The sequence below is a fragment of the Cytobacillus sp. Bva_UNVM-123 genome (assembly GCF_046351715.2).
GTDB lineage: Bacteria > Bacillota > Bacilli > Bacillales > Cytobacillaceae > Cytobacillus.
This window is the reverse complement of sequence record NZ_CM177772.1, coordinates 3694760-3713835: the sequence shown is the minus strand read 5'-3', so window position 1 is coordinate 3713835 and position 19076 is coordinate 3694760. Positions and strand designations below refer to the sequence as shown.

Genomic DNA, 19076 nt, shown 5'->3' with positions numbered 1-19076 from the left:
AAGAAACCCCCACTGAATGAAGTTTCACTTTATGCCCCTTTTTTTCTTCCATGGAATAGGCCATCAATATTAAACCTCTAGTAGGTGTCAGTATTGTCTCTTTGTTACCCTCATTTGGTGCTTCATATCATGTATTCTCGTTATTCACCCAATATTTACTTAAATTATCTTATTCTTATTTTGTATGGAAGGAGATATGCTAAAATGGCTTTTGTGTATCTATTATCCATTATTTCGATTATTGGAATTATCATTTATCGCCTGTTTAAATGGGGAACAGTTCCATCAAATAAGTACACGCCAATTGATCATATTAGTGAAGGAAGGATAATGAACATAAAACATGATATGCCTTTTCAAGATACTAAACACGAAATTGCATATGAGGAAACCGATCATATTGGAATAAATAAGGAACGAGATCAATAATGAATAGGAATGATTTTCTCTTGCTTTAGACACAATTGAATATTCTCCTAAATGGATTAGCTTTATCTAGAACTGGCTCACTTGTATTCAGTTGGGATAAATATATACTATAATAAATAGGGTAGGTAAAATTGTTGTTAAGCGAATATATATGATGGAGGCTCATATGGAGAAGAGAATTCTAGTTGTCGATGATGAACAATCAATATTAACGTTACTAAAGTATAATTTGGAACAAGCTGGATTTAAAGTAATGACAGCGATGGATGGTGAAGAAGGAATGCATTTAGCCATCTCGGAAAAACCAGATTTAATTGTACTTGATTTAATGTTACCGAGACTTGATGGGATTGAGGTATGTAAACAGCTTCGACAACAAAGAGTTTTGACACCAATCTTAATGTTAACGGCAAAAGATGATGAATTCGATAAAGTACTTGGGCTAGAGCTAGGTGCAGATGATTATATGACTAAGCCTTTTAGTCCACGTGAAGTTGTGGCTAGGATTAAAGCTATTTTCAGAAGAACACAACTTTTGCTTGAGGAAACAAGTAATATTGAAGAAGAATCAGATTATCTGCACATTGGTGGTTTGAAAATTTATCCTGAATTATATGAAGCTTATTTTGAAGATCGCCTTTTAGAATTAACACCAAAAGAATTTGAACTTTTACTATATTTAACGAAACATAAAGGACGTGTATTAACAAGGGATCAACTCCTAAGTGCAGTATGGAACTATGATTTTGTAGGGGATACACGAATCGTTGACGTACATATTAGCCATTTAAGAGAGAAGATCGAAGAAAATACGAAAAAGCCAGCCTATATTAAAACGATACGCGGCTTAGGCTATAAGCTTGAGGGGCCGAAAGAAGGATGATTAAATTCCAATTTCGGCTTCTTTTTGGGTTAATTACACTTATACTAGCTGTGTTAATTGGGTTAGGATTATTACTCGGCCAGCTATTCAAAAATTACTATATAAATGCATTTGATGAACGATTAAAAAAAGAAAGTGAATTAATTTCGAGCTATATTATCGAGGAGGGAGGTATTCAGTCTTTACAAAATGAAACGATTAATAATTTTAGTAAAATGCTTGAAGCACGAATAACGATAGTTGATCAGACTGGACTAATAATTTATGATAGCGGACAATTCGGAGATACCTATAAAGAAAAGCATCAAAAACTAGTAAAGCAAATGATTAATCAAAAAACAGATGGACAGAATCTTATCGAAGTAAGTGAAGGCTTCGATTTGCATTATTACTGGAAACCAATTAATAACTCAGGTAAACTCGAAGGCTTTATATTTATTAGTACGAAAATGAATGAAATCAATAAAGCCTATCGACAAATCTGGTGGATTTTAATTATTAGTTTAAGCTTTTCCTTTATCGTCATCCTTATTTTAGGTACGAGGATAACGACACGCTATACGAAGCCAATTGAAGCTGCAACGAAAACGGCTATTGAGCTTGCAAAAGGAAATTATCGTGCTCGAACATATGAGGATCATATTGATGAAACCGGTAAGTTAAGCGCCTCTATTAATATTTTGGCAAGAAATCTGCAGGAAATGGTAAAATCTCAGGAAATGCATCGTGATCGGCTTGCAGTTCTGATAGAAAATATGGGGAGCGGTATTTTATTAATTGATAGTAGAGGATACATCAGTTTAATAAACCGAACATATAAAGAGATTTTTAATATTAATACGTCTAACTATCTAAATAATATTTATTACGAGGTCATTAAACATCCAGATATTAATGGATTAATCGAAGAGATTTTTATGACGGAGCAAAAAATTCGCAAACAGATGCTTATCCCTTTAGGGATTGAAAGACGCCATTTTGAAGTGTATGGTGTTCCAATTATCGGTTCGAATGCGGTTTGGAAAGGGATTTTGTTAGTTTTCCATGATATTACTGATATGAAGAAGTTAGAACAAATGCGGAAGGATTTTGTAGCAAATGTTTCACATGAATTAAAAACACCTGTAACCTCGATTAAAGGTTTTTCAGAAACCTTGCTTGATGGGGCGATGGATGATAGGAAAGCGCTTGAAGCCTTTTTAAAAATTATTTTACAAGAGAGTGATAGACTGCAATCACTTATTCAAGATTTATTGGATTTATCAAAAATTGAGCAGCAAGGCTTTCATTTATCTATTCAGCAATATAATCTTACAGCTACGATCGAAGAGGTACTGGCGATTGTTCAAGGAAAAGTTTCAGAAAAAGAAATTAAGCTTGTATTCAAGAATGAGGGCGCTCCTATAATGATCGAGGCAGATGCGGACCGTTTGAAACAAGTTTTTTTAAATTTAATTACAAATGCGATTACATATACGCCTAAAGGTGGAGATATTTCACTTTCTCTATATGAGAAAGCTTCGAAAGTAGTTATTAAAATAAAAGATACTGGAATTGGTATTGAGAAGGAAGAAATTCCACGAATTTTTGAGCGTTTTTATCGGGTGGATAAAGCTCGCAGTCGAAACTCTGGCGGTACAGGCTTAGGTCTAGCCATTGTAAAGCATATTGTTGAAGCACATAAAGGAACTATTAGTGTTGAGAGTGAAGTAGGATGTGGAACGATGTTTATTATCGAACTGAATAAATCCTTTCCTAGAAACTAACTGTAATGTTTTGCACATCGTTGTTCGCCTGTACTTGTAGATTTTGCTCACGATGTTCACTACTAGAGTTCATTTTTTATTGGATGATATGGGAAATTATGAAACCTTTAAACCATTTATCCGTATTTATAGGTGTGAAAAGTTATCGTGAAGTTTCACTTTACAGAAAGGGGAGAGAAGATGGTCAGTTTAAAGAGAATATATACGGTTACTGGCCTTGTGCTGCTAATTATTGTGTTAGGTATTACAGCATTAACGACATGGTATACTGTAGATGAATCAGATCAGGCAGTTATTCTAACGTTTGGAAAGGTAGATGAGGCTGTTACTGAACCTGGTCTTCACTTCAAAATGCCATGGCCAATTCAGGAAGTCGAAAAATTATCGAAGGAAACATTTAGTCTTCAATTCGGTAGTGAAGATAAAGAAGGTAATATGAAGGATTTTCCTGAAGAAACGAAAATGATTACCGGGGATGAATTTATTGTCCTTGCTGATCTAGTTGTTCAATGGAAAATTACAAACCCTGAAAAGTACTTATATAATGCGCAAAACCCGAAAGAAATTCTATATGATGCTACCTCAGCTTCATTAAGAAGTATTATCGGAAGCTCATTAATTGATGATGCCTTAACATCTGGAAAAGCAGAAATTGAAGCAGATGTGAGAGACTTATTGTCATCCTTAATTGAGAAATATGATGTTGGAATTTCAATACTTGCCGTAAAGCTTCAAGATGTCGAGTTACCAAACGAGGAAGTTCGCAAAGCATTTACAGATGTAACAGATGCTCGTGAAACAGCAGATACGAAAAAGAATGAAGCAAAGAAATATGTTAATCAGCGCATGAATGAAGTAAAAGGGGAAGAAGCTGCGATTAAATCAAAAGCAGAAGGTGAAAAGGCAGCACGTACAGAAAAAGCTCGTGGAGATGTGGCAGTTTTCAATAAGCTATACGAGGAATATAGCAAAAATCCTGACATAACAAGGGAACGACTTGTCATCGAAACACTTGAACAAGTTCTCCCAGGTGCTGAAATTTATATTATGAATGATGACGGTAATACGTTAAAATATTTCCCGATCCGTCCTCTTGACAAAGAGCTTCCAAATGAAAAAGAGGAAGGAAGTGACACAAAAAAATGAGTGATCAAAACGTAGTAAACATGAATGAGCATACGAGAGGAAATTTACAATGGCAAAAATATATAAAAGGCGGATTTTTTATTGTCATCCTTCTTGTCTTGCTTGGTCTTCTTTTGAGTAATCTTTTTATCGTAAAAGAAGGGGAGTATAAAGTGATTCGCCAGTTCGGTGAAGTTGTAAAAATCATTGACGAACCAGGGTTGAACTATAAAATCCCATTTGTTCAAAGTGTGACAACATTACCGAAGTATCAATTAACATCTGATGTTTCAGAGGCTGAAATAAACACAAAAGATAAGAAACGAATGATTATTGATAATTATGCTGTTTGGCGAATCGAAGATCCGAAGAAGATGATTGCGAATGCGAGAACATTAGAAAGTGCTGAAGCAAGGATGGAAGAATTCATTTATTCCGTTACGCGTGCAGAACTTGGTCGGGTAATTTATAACGATATTATTAATGATGAGAAATCATCAAGAGGATCACTAAATGATCAGATTACTGAGAAGGTAAATGAATTATTAAAAAATGATAATTATGGAATTGTTGTGACAGATGTCCGCATTAAACGGACGGATTTGCCTCCAGAAAACGAACAATCTGTGTTCACAAGAATGATTTCTGAGCGTCAATCAAAAGCCCAAGAATATTTGTCACAAGGCGATGCTGAAAAAAATAGAATCATAGCAGATACGGATAAACAAGTAAGGGAAATTCTCGCAAAGGCTCAAGCTGATGCAGAAGAAATTCGTGCAGAAGGAGAAGCTGGAGCAGCGAAAATATACAATGATTCCTTTTCAAAGGATCCGAACTTTTATTCTCTTTTCCGTACATTAGAATCGTATAAAAAGACGATTAATGACGAAACCGTTATTGTCCTTCCTTCCAATTCACCATATGCCAGATTGTTAATGGGCTATAAAGAATAACCTAGGCGTATTTGATTTAGAATCGTTATTTTCCTTTCTTCATTTTCTCATGGTAAAATGAAGAAAGAAAATAACGTTTTTTTATATGTTTTATTGTCTAGCTTCACATCCATTCCTTCCAGAAAGGCAAAGAAAGCCTTTCGGTAAGGCTTGTCTTCTGCTTGTCGTTGATAAGAAGGCGCCTTCAGCAATTCATTTTAGGAGGTATTTTTTTGGAAAAGAAACTTGTTTTAATTGATGGCAATAGTGTTGCTTACAGGGCTTTCTTTGCCTTGCCGCTGCTAAATAATGATAAAGGGATCTATACGAATGCTGTATTTGGATTTACGACGATGTTAACGAGAATTCTTCAGGAGGAGAAGCCTACACATCTACTTGTTGCATTTGATGCTGGAAAAACAACATTCCGCCACAATACGTTTAGCGAATATAAAGGTGGAAGACAAAAGACGCCACCTGAATTATCGGAACAATTTCCTTTCATTCGAGAATTGCTAGATGCGTATGGAATCTCCCGCTATGAGCTTGAAAATTATGAGGCTGATGATATTATCGGAACAATATCTCTTCAAGCAGAAAATAACGGCTACGAAGTGAAGATTATTTCTGGTGATAAAGATTTAACACAATTAAGCTCTGAAAAAACGACTGTGGCGATTACACGAAAAGGAATCTCTGAAATTGAGGAATATACTCCATCCTATATTCAAGAAAAGTACGGCATTACAGCAGATCGAATTATTGATATGAAGGGTTTAATGGGTGACAGCTCAGACAATATTCCGGGTGTCCCAGGGGTTGGCGAGAAAACTGCGCTCAAATTGCTGAAGGAGTTTGGAACAATCGAGTCAGTTCTTGAATCAGCAGACAAAGTAAGCGGGAAAAAACTTCAGGAAAAGCTAATCGAATTTAAGGAGCAAGCTTTGATGAGCAAGGAGCTTGCTACGATTATGAGAGAAGCTCCAATCGAAATCTCCTTGAGTGAAATTAAGTATGAAGGGTTCGAGACAGATAAAGTTATTAGGCTCTATAAGGAACTTGGCTTTAATTCATTGCTTGATAAACTAAGCAACGATAACGATGAAGTAGAACAAGAAGGTTTAGCTGAAATCGAGTATAAGATTGTAGACCATATAACGGATGAAATTTTTACAGATGAAAATGCTTTCTATGTTGAAGTATTAGACGATAATTACCATTATGCGGATATTATTGGCTTTTCTGTTGCGAATGAAAAGGGGACATTCTTCCTTTCTACCGAAAAGGCACTAGCTTCTGAAGCTTTTAAACAATGGGCAGAGGACGAAAGTAAAAGCAAGATCGTTTACGATGCAAAAAGATCAGAGGTATCCCTTCGGCACCATGGCATTCATTTAGCAGGGATTACCTTTGATATGCTGCTAGCTTCTTATTTAATTAATCCATCAGAAAAAATTGAGGATCTGACTTCAGTTGCCAAAAGTCATGGATATTCTTCAATCCAAATGGATGAAGTTTTTTATGGAAAAGGGGCAAAAAGAAAAGTACCAGAAGAGAATGTGCTTGCTGAGCATTTGGCAAGGAAAGCGAATGCCCTCAATTCATTGCAAGTTAAGCTTGATCGTGAGCTAACAGAAAATCAGCAAGCTGAATTATTTTACGATTTGGAATTGCCATTATCTCTTATTTTGGCTGACATGGAATCAACTGGTGTAAAAATGGATCTCACTCGTTTAAAAACGATGGGAGAAGAAATTCAAACTAAATTAGCAGCTATTGAAATCCGTATATATGAATTAGCTGGAGAAAAGTTTAATATTAATTCACCGAAACAGCTAGGTGTTATTTTATTTGATAAATTAGGACTTCCAGCAATTAAGAAAACAAAGACAGGTTACTCGACTTCAGCTGATGTCCTTGAAAAGCTTGAGCATGATCATGAAATCATTCGCGAAATTCTTAATTATCGCCAGCTTGGCAAGCTTCAGTCCACTTATATTGAAGGCTTACTTAAAATTGTGAATAAAGAGACAGAGAAGGTCCATACCATTTATAATCAGGCATTAACACAAACTGGGCGTTTAAGCTCGACTGATCCGAACTTGCAAAACATCCCGATCCGTCTAGAGGAAGGGAGAAAGATTAGACAAGCATTCATTCCGTCTGAGAAAGATTGGGTTATTTTTGCTGCGGACTACTCACAAATCGAATTAAGAGTACTTGCCCATATTGCGTCTGATGAAAAGCTCATTACGGCATTTAAGGAAGATATGGATATTCATACAAAAACAGCTATGGAAGTATTTCATGTTGCAGCAGATGACGTTACCTCTAATATGCGCCGCCAAGCTAAGGCAGTAAACTTTGGGATTGTTTACGGAATTAGTGATTATGGGCTTTCACAAAGTTTAGGGATCACAAGAAAGGAAGCTGCTAAATTTATTGAGCGGTATTTAGAAAGCTATCCAGGTGTTAAACAATATATGGATGATATCGTAATGGAGGCAAAACAAACAGGATATGTTTCAACTTTACTTCACCGTAGAAGATATCTTCCTGAAATAACAAGTCGAAACTTTAATCTTCGCAGCTTTGCAGAGAGAACAGCCATGAATACGCCTATTCAAGGAAGTGCTGCAGATATTATTAAAAAAGCAATGATTGATATGGCTTCACGCCTGCAAAAGGAAAAGCTAAAAACACGACTTTTGCTTCAAGTACATGATGAATTGATCTTTGAAGCACCAAAGGATGAAATTGAAATATTGAAAAAGATTGTTCCAGAAGTAATGGAAAATGCGATTGAGCTAAAAGTTCCACTGAAAGTCGATTTTTCCTTTGGACCAACATGGTTCGATGCAAAATAAGGATGAAATGAGGGGGAGCTTATGCCAGAATTGCCAGAGGTAGAAACAATCCGCAGGACATTGCAAGAATTGGTTTTGAATAAAAAAATTGCACGTGTTTCTGTCAATTGGCCGAAAATGATTAAACATCCTGACGATGTTACTCAATTTACAGACGCTTTAGTCGGTCAAACTATTTATGATGTTGGCAGACGCGGGAAATTTCTTATTTTTTATACAGAGGATTTTTCTCTCATTTCTCATTTACGTATGGAAGGTAAATACGGACTTTTTCAAGAAAAAGAGCCTGTTGAAAAGCATACACATGTTATTTTTCACTTCACTGATGGTACAGAGCTCCGTTATAAGGATGTTCGAAAATTTGGAACGATGCACCTTTATTTAAAGGGACAGGAATTTAAAGTGCTTCCTCTTTCCCAATTAGGCCCTGAGCCTTTAAGCATTGAGTTTACAAGCGAGTTGTTAACTGAAAGGCTTGCAAAGACAAAGCGAAATATTAAAGCAGCTTTACTTGATCAAAAAGTTGTCGTTGGCCTCGGAAATATTTATGTTGATGAAGCATTATTTCGGTCTTCCATTCATCCGGAACGTTCAACAGATAGTCTTACAAAATCAGAATTAATGAGACTTCATAAAGAAATAGTGGCTACACTATCTGAAGCGGTACAAAAAGGCGGCAGTACGATTCGTTCGTATGTTAATTCTCAGGGACAAATCGGTATGTTTCAGCTCGAGCTTTTTGTATACGGCAGAAAAGGGGAAGATTGTAAAGTTTGTGGAGGTCCTTTAGAACGAATTATTTCTGGTGGACGGGGAACTGTTTTTTGTCCATCCTGTCAAAAAAATTAACTTTGTTCAAATAATAACAACGGATAGGCTTCTTCCATATACTATCTTAGCGATTGATAGGGAGGAGTACTATCCAAATGATGCAAGTAATCTCACTTCTCATACTGGCACTTGCTGTCAGTCTTGACAGTTTTAGCGTTGGATTAACTTACGGTTTAAGGAAAATGCGCATCCCCGTAAAATCGATTGCAGTAATTGCAAGTTGTTCAGCATTTACTTTGATCATTGCAATGGCAATCGGGCACCTCACTATTAAGTTTTTATCAGCTAGAATAGCAGAAAGTGTTGGAGGGATCATCCTTATAATTCTTGGGATATGGATACTTTATCAATTTTTCCGTCCTGAAAAAGCGAAAGAAGCTCTTCCACAAGAAAAAACGATTATTAATTTTGAAATTAAGTCATTGGGGATTGTCATTAATATTTTGCATAAGCCGATGACGGCGGATTTTGATAAATCAGGAACGATCAATGGCATTGAAGCACTTATGCTTGGAATTGCCCTATCGCTTGACGCTTTTGGAGCAGGAATTGGAGCAGCGCTGCTTGGCTATTCACCATATTATTTAGCGATTGCTGTTGCTGTGATGAGCTCCCTATTTATATATATGGGATTAAAGGTTGGAGCGATTTTCTCCAAGAGTAGCTGGGCACATCGATTCTCTTTTATTCCTGGAGTACTGTTAATTTTAATTGGATTATGGAAAATTTGAAAGGAACATGTACATGTCTTTAGTTATCGGCTTAACAGGTGGAATTGCCAGTGGAAAAAGCACTGTCTCTTCCATGCTAATGAAAAAAGATGTCACAGTCATTGATGCAGATGTAGAAGCTCGTTTAGCTGTTGAAAAAGGCGAGGAAGCTTATGATGAAATTGTTGCACACTTCGGGAGAGAGATTCTTTTAGAGGACCATTCAATCGACAGAGGGAAGTTAGGTTCAATTATTTTTCATGATGAAGCTGAACGTCTAAAGTTAAATAGCATTGTTCATCCGGCTGTCAGAAAAAGAATGATAGCTAAAAAAGAAGAAGCGATCAAAAATGGTGAAACCATCATCATTTTAGACATACCATTATTGTTTGAAAGCAACTTAACATATATGGTTGATAAAACATTATTAATTTATGTAGACGAAGAGATTCAAATTCAACGGTTAATGGAGCGAAATCAGCTTTCAAAAGAGGAAGCTCTCGCAAGAATTCATTCGCAAATGGCTTTAAAGGAAAAAATGAAATTGGCGGATGCCATTATTAATAATAACGGGACGATTGAAGCAACAGAAGCCCAATTAAACGAGATATTTAATATATGGAAAATAGAAAATCAAGAGGCTGACCCAAAACTGAGTTGAATGGAGTGGAAGACGCGAAGAATCAACAGACAAGTTAATAAGAACATTAACAAAGAGAGTGCACCTAAAAGTTATACTTTTGGGATATGCTCTTTTTTAATGAATTTATTTCTCTGAAGTTAGACGAATGTTAGCTTATATTTTAATGTTGTTGCTAAATACTAAATACATACAGTCAAAATTGGATTCATTTCTGAATAATTAGATATTTGTTTTTTGAATTTTAACTCATCACAAATAGGTTGGATTATGTTATACTAATTATCATAATAAGGTTCAAAAAGTATAACATATTGTGGAAGGAGCCGGAAAATGAAGGCGAGAATTGCGATTAATGGTTTTGGGAGAATTGGAAGAATGGTATTTAGAAAAGCCATTCTTGAAGATAAACTTGATGTGGTCGCTGTAAATGCAAGCTATCCTGCTGAAACTTTGGCCCACTTAATTAAGTATGACACGAATCACGGGAAATTTGAGGGGGAAGTAGTTCCTGCTGATGATGCTATTATTGTGAATGGCAAACGTGTACAATTACTTAGCAATCGCAACCCACTTGAGCTTCCATGGAAAGACTTAAATATAGATATCGTTATAGAAGCTACAGGAAAATTTAATGAGCGCGATAAAGCAGCAATGCACCTTGAAGCTGGAGCGAAAAAAGTGATTTTATCAGCGCCTGGAAAGAATGAAGATGTCACAATCGTAATGGGTGTAAACGAGAATGTATTAAATATTAATGAGCATGATGTTATTTCTAATGCATCTTGTACAACAAACTGTCTTGCTCCAGTTGCCAAAGTTCTTGATGAACAATTTGGCATTGAAAATGGCTTAATGACGACAGTCCACGCTTATACAAATGATCAAAAAAACATCGACAATCCACATAAGGATTTGCGTCGTGCTCGTGCTTGTGCCCAATCGATTATCCCAACATCAACAGGTGCAGCAAAAGCGCTATCTTTAGTACTTCCACAATTAAAAGGGAAATTACACGGGATGTCTTTACGTGTGCCGACTTCAAACGTATCACTTGTTGATTTAGTTGTTGATCTTAAATCAGCTGTTACAATTGAACAAATTAATGATGCATTTGTGGCAGCATCAAAAACATCATTACAAGGAATTTTAGATGTTTCTGATGAGCCATTAGTATCGGTGGATTATAACACAAATGAATTTTCTGCTATCATTGATGGATTATCCACGATGGTGATTGGTGAAAATAAAGTGAAAGTCTTAGCGTGGTATGATAACGAATGGGGCTATTCCTGCCGTGTAGTAGACTTGACAAAATATGTTGCTCAAGAGCTTTACAAAACGTCAACAGTAAATATCGGGTAATTGGAATTTATAAAGATCTGCCAAAAAGCGGCAGATCTTTTTTGCTTTATTATTATAGTGCAATTTTCCATTATTCTGAATAGGTAACTCCGTTTTGGCAATGGTATAAAAGATGGAACCTGCGATCCTTTAACAATTTTTTATAAACATATGTTGCAAAAAGAAATCAAACAAAGTATACTAGTCCTCGTGAACTTCTTGAATTTTGGTTAATTATTAGCTACTTAAAGGGTTAGGACCTCTTTGGACTAACTTTCCCCCGTGGTAGTTATAGACCATTGTAAGTATGGAACTTCATTATTATTGTTAAAGGGGGAAATTTGAATATGGAAACAATGGGTCGTCATGTCATCTCTGAATTATGGGGATGCGATTTTGAAAAAATTAATGATTTAGATTTTATTGAGAGAACATTTGTAGATGCAGCATTAAAATCTGGAGCTGAAGTGCGAGAAGTCGCATTTCACAAATTTGCACCTCAAGGTGTAAGTGGTGTCGTTATTATTTCTGAATCGCATTTAACAATTCACAGCTTTCCAGAGCATGGCTATGCAAGCATTGATGTGTATACTTGTGGTGATCTTGATCCTAGCATCGCTGCAAATTATATCGCTGCTGCATTAGGAGCCAAAACAAGTGAGAATATCGAGATTCCACGTGGAATGGGACCAGTTCAAATTAATCAACAAGCAAATGTACGATAATGTTCGAGATTCAGAGGTGTATATTTATTATACACCTCTTTTTATATGAAATTGTTAGGGTTTTTCATAAAAAAATAGTACAATATAAGTATCTATACTTTGAGTGAAAAGGAATCGGAGCTGATTGAATGAAATGTCCTTCATGTCAAAATAATAATACGCGTGTTCTTGATTCCCGTCCTGTAGATGATTATCGTTCAATTCGTCGACGTAGAGAATGTGAGGAATGTAGTTATCGCTTCACAACATTCGAGAAGGTTGAGGAAATTCCGCTTATTGTTGTAAAAAAAGAGGGCACAAGAGAAGAATTTAGCCGAGAAAAGATTCTCCGTGGACTATTAAGAGCTTGTGAAAAGCGGCCTGTTCCACTAAAAGAACTTGAGGAAATTACAGCAAGTATCGAAAAGGAACTTCGCAGTAATGGAGTATCAGAAATAAAAAGTGAATCTGTCGGTGAAATGGTCATGGAAAGATTGGCCAAAATCGATGATGTTGCATATGTGAGATTTGCTTCCGTTTATCGACAATTTAAAGATATTAATGTATTCATTGATGAATTAAAAGAATTAATTAAGAAAGATAGCTAGTACGAAAGTAAATAAACAATGACCAGTCGTGTTGAATGCATGATATTTGAGCTGAAGAATTTCTTTAGCTCTTTTTTTAGCTAGTAGGAAAGTTTAAGATTAAAGTGTGATAAAGTTCAAATAATATTAGCGTTTGTCCCGCATTAACGGGCTGTAAGACCCCCATATCAAGAAGTTGAGCAAATCCCAAAATTTTAAGTGGGGGATCAACAGCCCGTAATTGCCCGATTAGTTTCACTTTATAATACCGCATAAGAAAAGCTAAGGCATTCGCCGAAAAGACATGGCGAACGCCAAGTTTTTCTAACTAAAAAACAGGAGGCTTGGTTAAATGGCCCAGCATTGGCAAGAGATACTACCAATTGATCAATATGTTGTGAACGCCAGTGGGCTTCTGCATGATTATGATCGGAAGGTGTTAACTTTTTTATATCAGCCTTTAATTGGCTCTGCTTGTTTCAGTTTGTATATGACATTATGGGCTGAATTAGAGGAGAATCGCTTATGGTCAACAGCTAACTCCCATCATAGTTTAATGAACTTTATGGAGATGGGATTAAATAAAGTTTATGATGCGCGGATGAAGTTGGAAGGGATAGGATTATTAAAAGTTTACGAAAAAAAAACAGAACATTCCCGGACCTTTATATATGAATTAATTCCACCTTTAACACCAGAGCAGTTTTTTTTAGACGGTATGCTTAATATTTACTTATATCGAAAAATCGGCAAAAATCAATATTTACGATTAAAACGGTTTTTCAGTGAAGAAAAAGTTGAGTGTAAGGAAGACTATCAAGAAGTGACAAAACAATTCCAAGATGTATTTTCGTCAAGTCATTTAGAGTCACTTACATATAACGCTGAAACGAGCGAAATGCTGCAATTAGATGATGAGCAAGTATTTATTGGAAGGCAAGAACCTGAGAGCATTCAAATTACGAATGAGCATTTTAATTTTGACCTTTTGGAAGCGGGCTTGAATGAATCACTCGTTCCGAAAAAGGCATTAACGAAAAAAGTGAAAAATGCCATTAGTAATTTAGCGTTTTTATATGGAATTGACGTTATTCAAATGAAAAACATTGTCATAAGCGCCATTACGGAAGAAAGTGAAATTAACGTTGAAGATTTAAGAAAGTCGGCAAGGGATTGGTATCAGTTTCAATACAATGACAAGCTGCCATCACTTGTTGACCACACACAACCAATGATTCATCAGACACAAAAGGATGAACCAAAGACCAAAGAGGAAGAACTACTTCGATATGTTGAAACGACATCCCCTCGTCAATTTCTTAAAGATATATCTGGGGGGGCAGAACCTTCGAAAGCAGATTTACAAATTGTTGAGGATGTCATGTTCCAGCAAAAGCTACTACCTGGCGTTATAAATGTTCTTTTGCAATATGTTATGCTTAAATCTGATATGAAGCTGACGAAAAGCTATGTAGAAAAGATTGCAAGCCATTGGGCAAGAAAAAAAATAAAAACAGCTAAGGAAGCATTTGAATTAGCGAAAAGTGAGCATAGGCAATATACGGAATGGGCTGATGGGAAGAAAAAAACGACTGCTAATTCTGGCAAAAAGAAAGTCATCCGTACGGAAATGCTTCCAGATTGGTTTGATAAAACAGATGACGAAAGCCATTTACAAAAGCAAAATGAAAGTAAAGAAGAACAAGAATTAAAACAACGTGAGCTAGAGGAAATTTTGAAGAAAATGCGTTCAGGGGGGTGACTGACAGATGGAAAAAATTAATGAAACATTAAAACGACTTTCAGGAAATGAAAGCTTCCGAAAAAGATATGAAGAACAGAAAAGAGAAACATTGAGTCATCCAGATGTATTGACATTCTTAAAAAGCCACGAGGATGAATTAACACAAGATATGATCGATAAAGGTTTGATGAAGCTATATGAGTTTTCTAATCAAAGTAAAGAATGTAATAAATGTTCGAGCTTAGAAGGCTGTGTTAATTTTATGAAAGGATATCATCCTGAGTTGGTGATTCAGCGTGGTACGATTAATATTCATTATGATAAATGCCCGCGGAAGATCATATACGATGAAAAAAGAAAAAATGAAAAGCTTATTCAAAGCATGTATGTCCCAAGGGACATTCTTGAGGCATCCTTTAACTCAATTTACACAGATGGCGAACGAATAGATGCAACGAAAAAGGCTGCTTCCTTTATTATGAACTATGAACAAGGTTCAAGGCAGAAGGGCATTTATTTTCATGGAAAATTTGGCGTTGGTAAATCGTATTTTTTAGGAGCAATTGCGAATGAATTAGCTAGTAAACAAGTTTCATCAATGATTGTTTATGTCCCAGAACTATTAAGAGAATTAAAGAGCTCAATAGCTGATTCAACTTTAAATGAAAAAATTGAGAAGATAAAAAAAGTTCCTGTCTTAATGTTTGATGATATCGGAGCGGAAACGATGTCTAGTTGGACGAGAGATGAGGTATTAGGTCCAATTCTTCAATTCCGAATGCTTGAAAGTCTTCCGACGTTTTTTACTTCCAATTTTGATTTTAAAGAATTAGAACATCATTTATCCTATAGTCAGCGTGGCGAAGAAGAAAAAGTAAAGGCACGCAGGATTATGGAAAGAATAAAATATTTAGCAGAGCCAGTACTTGTGGAAGGGCCTAATCGCAGAAATTAACGATCGTTTAGTCCAAGAATTGCTATGCAGGTGCTTCTGCTTTTCTAATAATAATTGAGTTTACATCTTTGAATTTAGATGAATGTCTAGCTCCAGCACCTAGCGCCTAGTGGACTTCCCTCCCTCTCCCTACGATAAGTCAACATCGACTCGCATACTCGTCGTGTTTCCTTTATCTCAGTCGAGGTCAGTCCAGTCCATACGTCGCTAAGCAGGTGCTTCTGCTTTTCTTAGTCTACTTTGTCCAAATTCCCCATATATATTAAAAGTAAAGATCTTTTAAAAGGGGGGATTTGGTTGATCGAAATCATTTTCCGAAAAAGTGAAGATGCTCAAGATTTGTATCGCCATCTTCAATTTTATTTAGCTTCTTCCGTAGTATCCAATCAAAAAATTCTTCAAATTGAAGATCATCATATAGTGAAAATCATGATCGAGCCGAAGATGAAAAATTTGTTTGAGCAAGTAAAAAAAGTCTTTTTTCAATTTATTGTCAAGCATAAACAAGATGATTGGTTTCGGAGGATTATGGCTGAGTATTATTATCACGATGAAGAAGAGCAGCAGCAAATTTTAGAAATCATCCACTCGATTTTAGAGGGAAGTCGGGTTGAACTAGCTTCATTTGTAAGTGATCTTGAATTTGAAAAAAATATGAAAAATGCCATCAGTCAAATTTTTCAAGAAAACATTGCCTTTTCCTTCGATTCCTTTGTGAAATTTCGGATGCGACCGCTTTTTGAGCAGATGGCAAAATATGTGGAGATTTCTATCGATGAGTATAAGATGGAACAGGAATATCAAATATTTATTCAAACATTACGAGAGTTTTTAAAGGGACGATCTGCAAAATTAAATGTGATTCATTTACTGATTGATGAAGGCATTCATTTTTTTGATGAGTTATTTTACGAAATAAAGCGACCTGAATTATTACGTATGATTGATCGGAAGCTTTTGTTTAATCACCCAGTGTATATAGATTCCGTTACAATCGCTCCCTTGCTTTCTATTGCACCAAAAGTTATTCATCTTTATACAGATGATATGGAACAGCCGCTTGTCAGAACGATTCGCAATATTTTTGAAGAGAGGCTGATGATGGTCCCTATTTCTTGCTTCTATGGCAATAAACAATTAGTTTCATTCCCAGCCGATGAGAAAATATAAAGGGGCTCTTGCAATTCCGAAAATAACGAACTATAATACAGTACATAATATTATTTTGCGATCACTAGTAAAAAGTTATGATGAGGATAACAGTATTCTAAAACGGTTTATAGAGAGGGAAGGCAAGGCTGGAAACTTCCTAACACGATTGAATGCTTACCACCTCTGAACTTCAACTCTAAAATTTGAACATGAATGATGTGAATGAGATTCGCCGATAATCCGAGAGAGCAGACGAAGAGATTCGCCGCTTATCATTCGTCAAAGAGTATGAGTTGACGGTTACAAGCCGTTAAAATGCTACAAGTCATTTTTCATATGAAGAAAAATGAGAAGTAGGGTGGAACCACGTGTTAATGATAACTCGTCCCTTTTTTAGGGACGGGTTTTTTTATTTGTCTTTATAAATTAAGGAGGAAAGAGCATGTCAGAATTAATTAAAGTTTCGTTTCCAGATGGTGCTGTTAAGGAGTTTCCTAAAGGAACGACAACAGAGGAAGTTGCAGGGTCGATCAGTCCTGGATTAAAGAAAAAGGCAATTGCAGGTAAATTAAATGGTCAAATGTATGATCTGCGCCGTCCAATTGAAGAAGATGGTGCGATTGAAATTATCACACAGGATAGTGCTGAAGCATTAGAAATATTACGTCATAGCAGTGCACATTTAATGGCTCAAGCGATTAAACGCTTATATAAAAATGTTAAGCTTGGCGTCGGACCTGTCATTGAAGGTGGATTTTACTATGACATCGATCTAGAAGAGTCCTTAACTCCAGAGGATTTACCGCTTATTGAAAAAGAAATGAAGAAAATAATAAATGAAAACATTGAGATTGTTCGTAAGGAAGTCAGCCGAGAAGAAGCTGTTCAGCTTTTTAAGAAAATAGACGATGAATACAAGCTTGAGCTAATTGAAGCAATTCCAGCAGATGAGACAGTCACTCTATATGAGCAAGGGGATTTTGTTGATCTTTGCCGTGGCGTTCATGTTCCATCAACAGGTAAGCTGAAAGAATTTAAGCTATTAAGCATTGCTGGTGCATACTGGCGTGGCAATAGCGACAATAAAATGCTTCAACGTATTTATGGTACCGCCTTCTTCAAGAAAGAAGATTTAGAAGAGCATCTTCGGTTATTAGAGGAAGCAAAAGAGCGTGATCATCGTAAAATTGGGAAAGAGTTAAGCCTATTCACAAGCTCTCAATTAGTTGGACAAGGCTTGCCTTTATGGCTTCCAAAAGGTGCGACAATCCGTCGAATTATTGAGCGTTACATTATCGATAAAGAAGTAAGCTTAGGCTATGATCATGTATATACTCCTGTTATGGGGAGTGTTGACCTTTATAAAACTTCAGGACACTGGGCGCACTACCAAGAGGATATGTTCCCAGTAATGGATATGGATAACGAACAGCTTGTCTTACGTCCAATGAACTGTCCTCACCATATGATGGTGTATAAAAGCAGTATGCATAGCTATCGAGAGCTGCCAATTCGTATTGCTGAGCTTGGAACGATGCATAGATATGAAATGTCAGGTGCGCTATCAGGATTACAGCGTGTTCGGGGGATGACTTTGAATGACGCACATATATTTGTTCGCCCAGATCAAATTAAAGAAGAATTTAAACGTGTCGTTAATTTAGTTCTTGCTGTATACAAAGATTTTGATCTTAATGATTATACTTTCCGTCTTTCTTATCGTGATCCCGCTGATACGGAGAAATATTATGATGATGATGTAATGTGGGAAAAGGCTCAATCCATGTTAAAAGAAGCAATGGATGAACTTGGTCTTGACTATTTCGAAGCAGAAGGGGAAGCAGCATTCTACGGTCCAAAGTTAGATGTACAAGTAAAAACAGCTTTAGGAAAAGATGAGACATTATCAACTGTTCAGCTCGACTTCTTATTGCCTGAGCGCTTTGATTTATCCTATGTTGGTGAAGATGGCAAGCCACATCGTCCTGTTGTTATTCACCGTGGCGTTGTTTCAACAATGGAACGCTTCGTTGCTTTCTTAGTTGAAGAATATAAGGGGGCGTTCCCAACTTGGCTTGCACCTGTTCAAGTTCAAGTCATTCCAGTTTCACCAGATGTGCATTATGATTATGCAGAACAAGTGCAAGATATGCTAAAAGCAGCAGGTTTTCGAGTGGAGCTTGATTCCCGCAATGAAAAAATCGGCTACAAAATTCGAGAAGCTCAAATGCAAAAAATCCCTTATATGCTTGTAGTCGGGGATAATGAAGTAGCAGAAAAAGCAGTCAACGTTCGTAAATATGGTGAACAAAAATCAGAAACTGTATCTTTTGACCAATTTATTGAGTCATTGAAGGATGAAGTGAAATTTTAAAGAGAGACAAGCTTTGGCGAAAATTACTTGCAT

16 protein-coding genes and 1 other annotated feature are annotated in these 19076 nt (G+C 36.2%); all 16 genes read left to right on the top strand.

Annotation, left to right across the window (positions count from 1 at the left end; translation table 11 throughout):
• Positions 1–204: 204 nt before the first annotated feature.
• Positions 205–429, top strand: a complete 225-nt coding sequence (locus KDN24_RS19005) for a DUF3951 domain-containing protein (RefSeq protein ID WP_409972868.1) — start codon at positions 205–207, stop codon at positions 427–429.
• A gap of 166 nt (positions 430–595) precedes the next feature.
• Positions 596–1312: a response regulator gene (locus KDN24_RS19000; protein WP_409972867.1), complete on the top strand. Its 717-nt coding sequence runs from the start codon at positions 596–598 to the stop codon at positions 1310–1312.
• Positions 1309–3078 (top strand): two-component system histidine kinase PnpS, encoded by a 1770-nt coding sequence (gene pnpS, locus KDN24_RS18995; protein WP_409972866.1) that lies wholly within the window; start codon positions 1309–1311, stop codon positions 3076–3078. The genes KDN24_RS19000 and pnpS overlap by 4 nt, the downstream gene beginning before the upstream one ends.
• A 180-nt stretch (positions 3079–3258) precedes the next feature.
• A complete protein-coding gene (gene hflK, locus KDN24_RS18990) occupies positions 3259–4224 on the top strand; it encodes an FtsH protease activity modulator HflK (protein WP_409972865.1) in 966 nt (321 codons plus the stop codon).
• The gene (hflC, locus tag KDN24_RS18985; protein WP_409972864.1) at positions 4221–5156 is read left to right on the top strand and encodes a protease modulator HflC; all 936 of its coding nucleotides are present in this window, start codon (positions 4221–4223) and stop codon (positions 5154–5156) included. The genes hflK and hflC overlap by 4 nt, the downstream gene beginning before the upstream one ends.
• 212 nt (positions 5157–5368) lie before the next feature.
• Positions 5369–8002, top strand: a complete 2634-nt coding sequence (gene polA / locus KDN24_RS18980; protein WP_491348114.1) for a DNA polymerase I — start codon at positions 5369–5371, stop codon at positions 8000–8002.
• A 21-nt stretch (positions 8003–8023) separates the two neighbouring features.
• Entirely contained in the window at positions 8024–8851 is an 828-nt protein-coding gene (mutM, locus tag KDN24_RS18975; RefSeq protein ID WP_409972862.1) for a DNA-formamidopyrimidine glycosylase, read from the top strand.
• 77 nt (positions 8852–8928) lie between these two features.
• Positions 8929–9564, top strand: coding sequence for a sporulation membrane protein YtaF (ytaF, locus tag KDN24_RS18970; protein ID WP_525931252.1), 636 nt, complete (start codon positions 8929–8931; stop codon positions 9562–9564).
• A 13-nt stretch (positions 9565–9577) separates the two neighbouring features.
• Positions 9578–10204, top strand: a complete 627-nt coding sequence (gene coaE, locus KDN24_RS18965; protein ID WP_409972861.1) for a dephospho-CoA kinase — start codon at positions 9578–9580, stop codon at positions 10202–10204.
• A 312-nt stretch (positions 10205–10516) separates the two neighbouring features.
• The gene (locus KDN24_RS18960) at positions 10517–11548 is read left to right on the top strand and encodes a glyceraldehyde-3-phosphate dehydrogenase (RefSeq protein WP_409972860.1); all 1032 of its coding nucleotides are present in this window, start codon (positions 10517–10519) and stop codon (positions 11546–11548) included.
• A gap of 326 nt (positions 11549–11874) precedes the next feature.
• On the top strand, positions 11875–12252 hold the full coding sequence (speD, locus tag KDN24_RS18955; RefSeq protein WP_409972859.1) for an adenosylmethionine decarboxylase: 378 nt from the start codon (positions 11875–11877) through the stop codon (positions 12250–12252).
• A gap of 128 nt (positions 12253–12380) precedes the next feature.
• The gene (gene nrdR / locus KDN24_RS18950) at positions 12381–12839 is read left to right on the top strand and encodes a transcriptional regulator NrdR (protein WP_409972858.1); all 459 of its coding nucleotides are present in this window, start codon (positions 12381–12383) and stop codon (positions 12837–12839) included.
• Positions 12840–13170: 331 nt separating this feature from the next.
• Positions 13171–14580, top strand: a complete 1410-nt coding sequence (locus tag KDN24_RS18945; RefSeq protein WP_491348113.1) for a replication initiation and membrane attachment family protein — start codon at positions 13171–13173, stop codon at positions 14578–14580.
• Between the two features lie 7 nt (positions 14581–14587).
• The gene (dnaI, locus tag KDN24_RS18940) at positions 14588–15517 is read left to right on the top strand and encodes a primosomal protein DnaI (protein WP_409972857.1); all 930 of its coding nucleotides are present in this window, start codon (positions 14588–14590) and stop codon (positions 15515–15517) included.
• A 297-nt stretch (positions 15518–15814) separates the two neighbouring features.
• Complete coding sequence (ytxC, locus tag KDN24_RS18935; protein ID WP_409972856.1) at positions 15815–16687, top strand: putative sporulation protein YtxC; 873 nt, start codon at positions 15815–15817, stop codon at positions 16685–16687.
• Between the two features lie 68 nt (positions 16688–16755).
• Positions 16756–17062, top strand: a binding site (T-box leader).
• 49 nt (positions 17063–17111) lie between these two features.
• On the top strand, positions 17112–19043 hold the full coding sequence (gene thrS, locus KDN24_RS18930) for a threonine--tRNA ligase (RefSeq protein ID WP_409972855.1): 1932 nt from the start codon (positions 17112–17114) through the stop codon (positions 19041–19043).
• Positions 19044–19076: the final 33 nt, after the last annotated feature.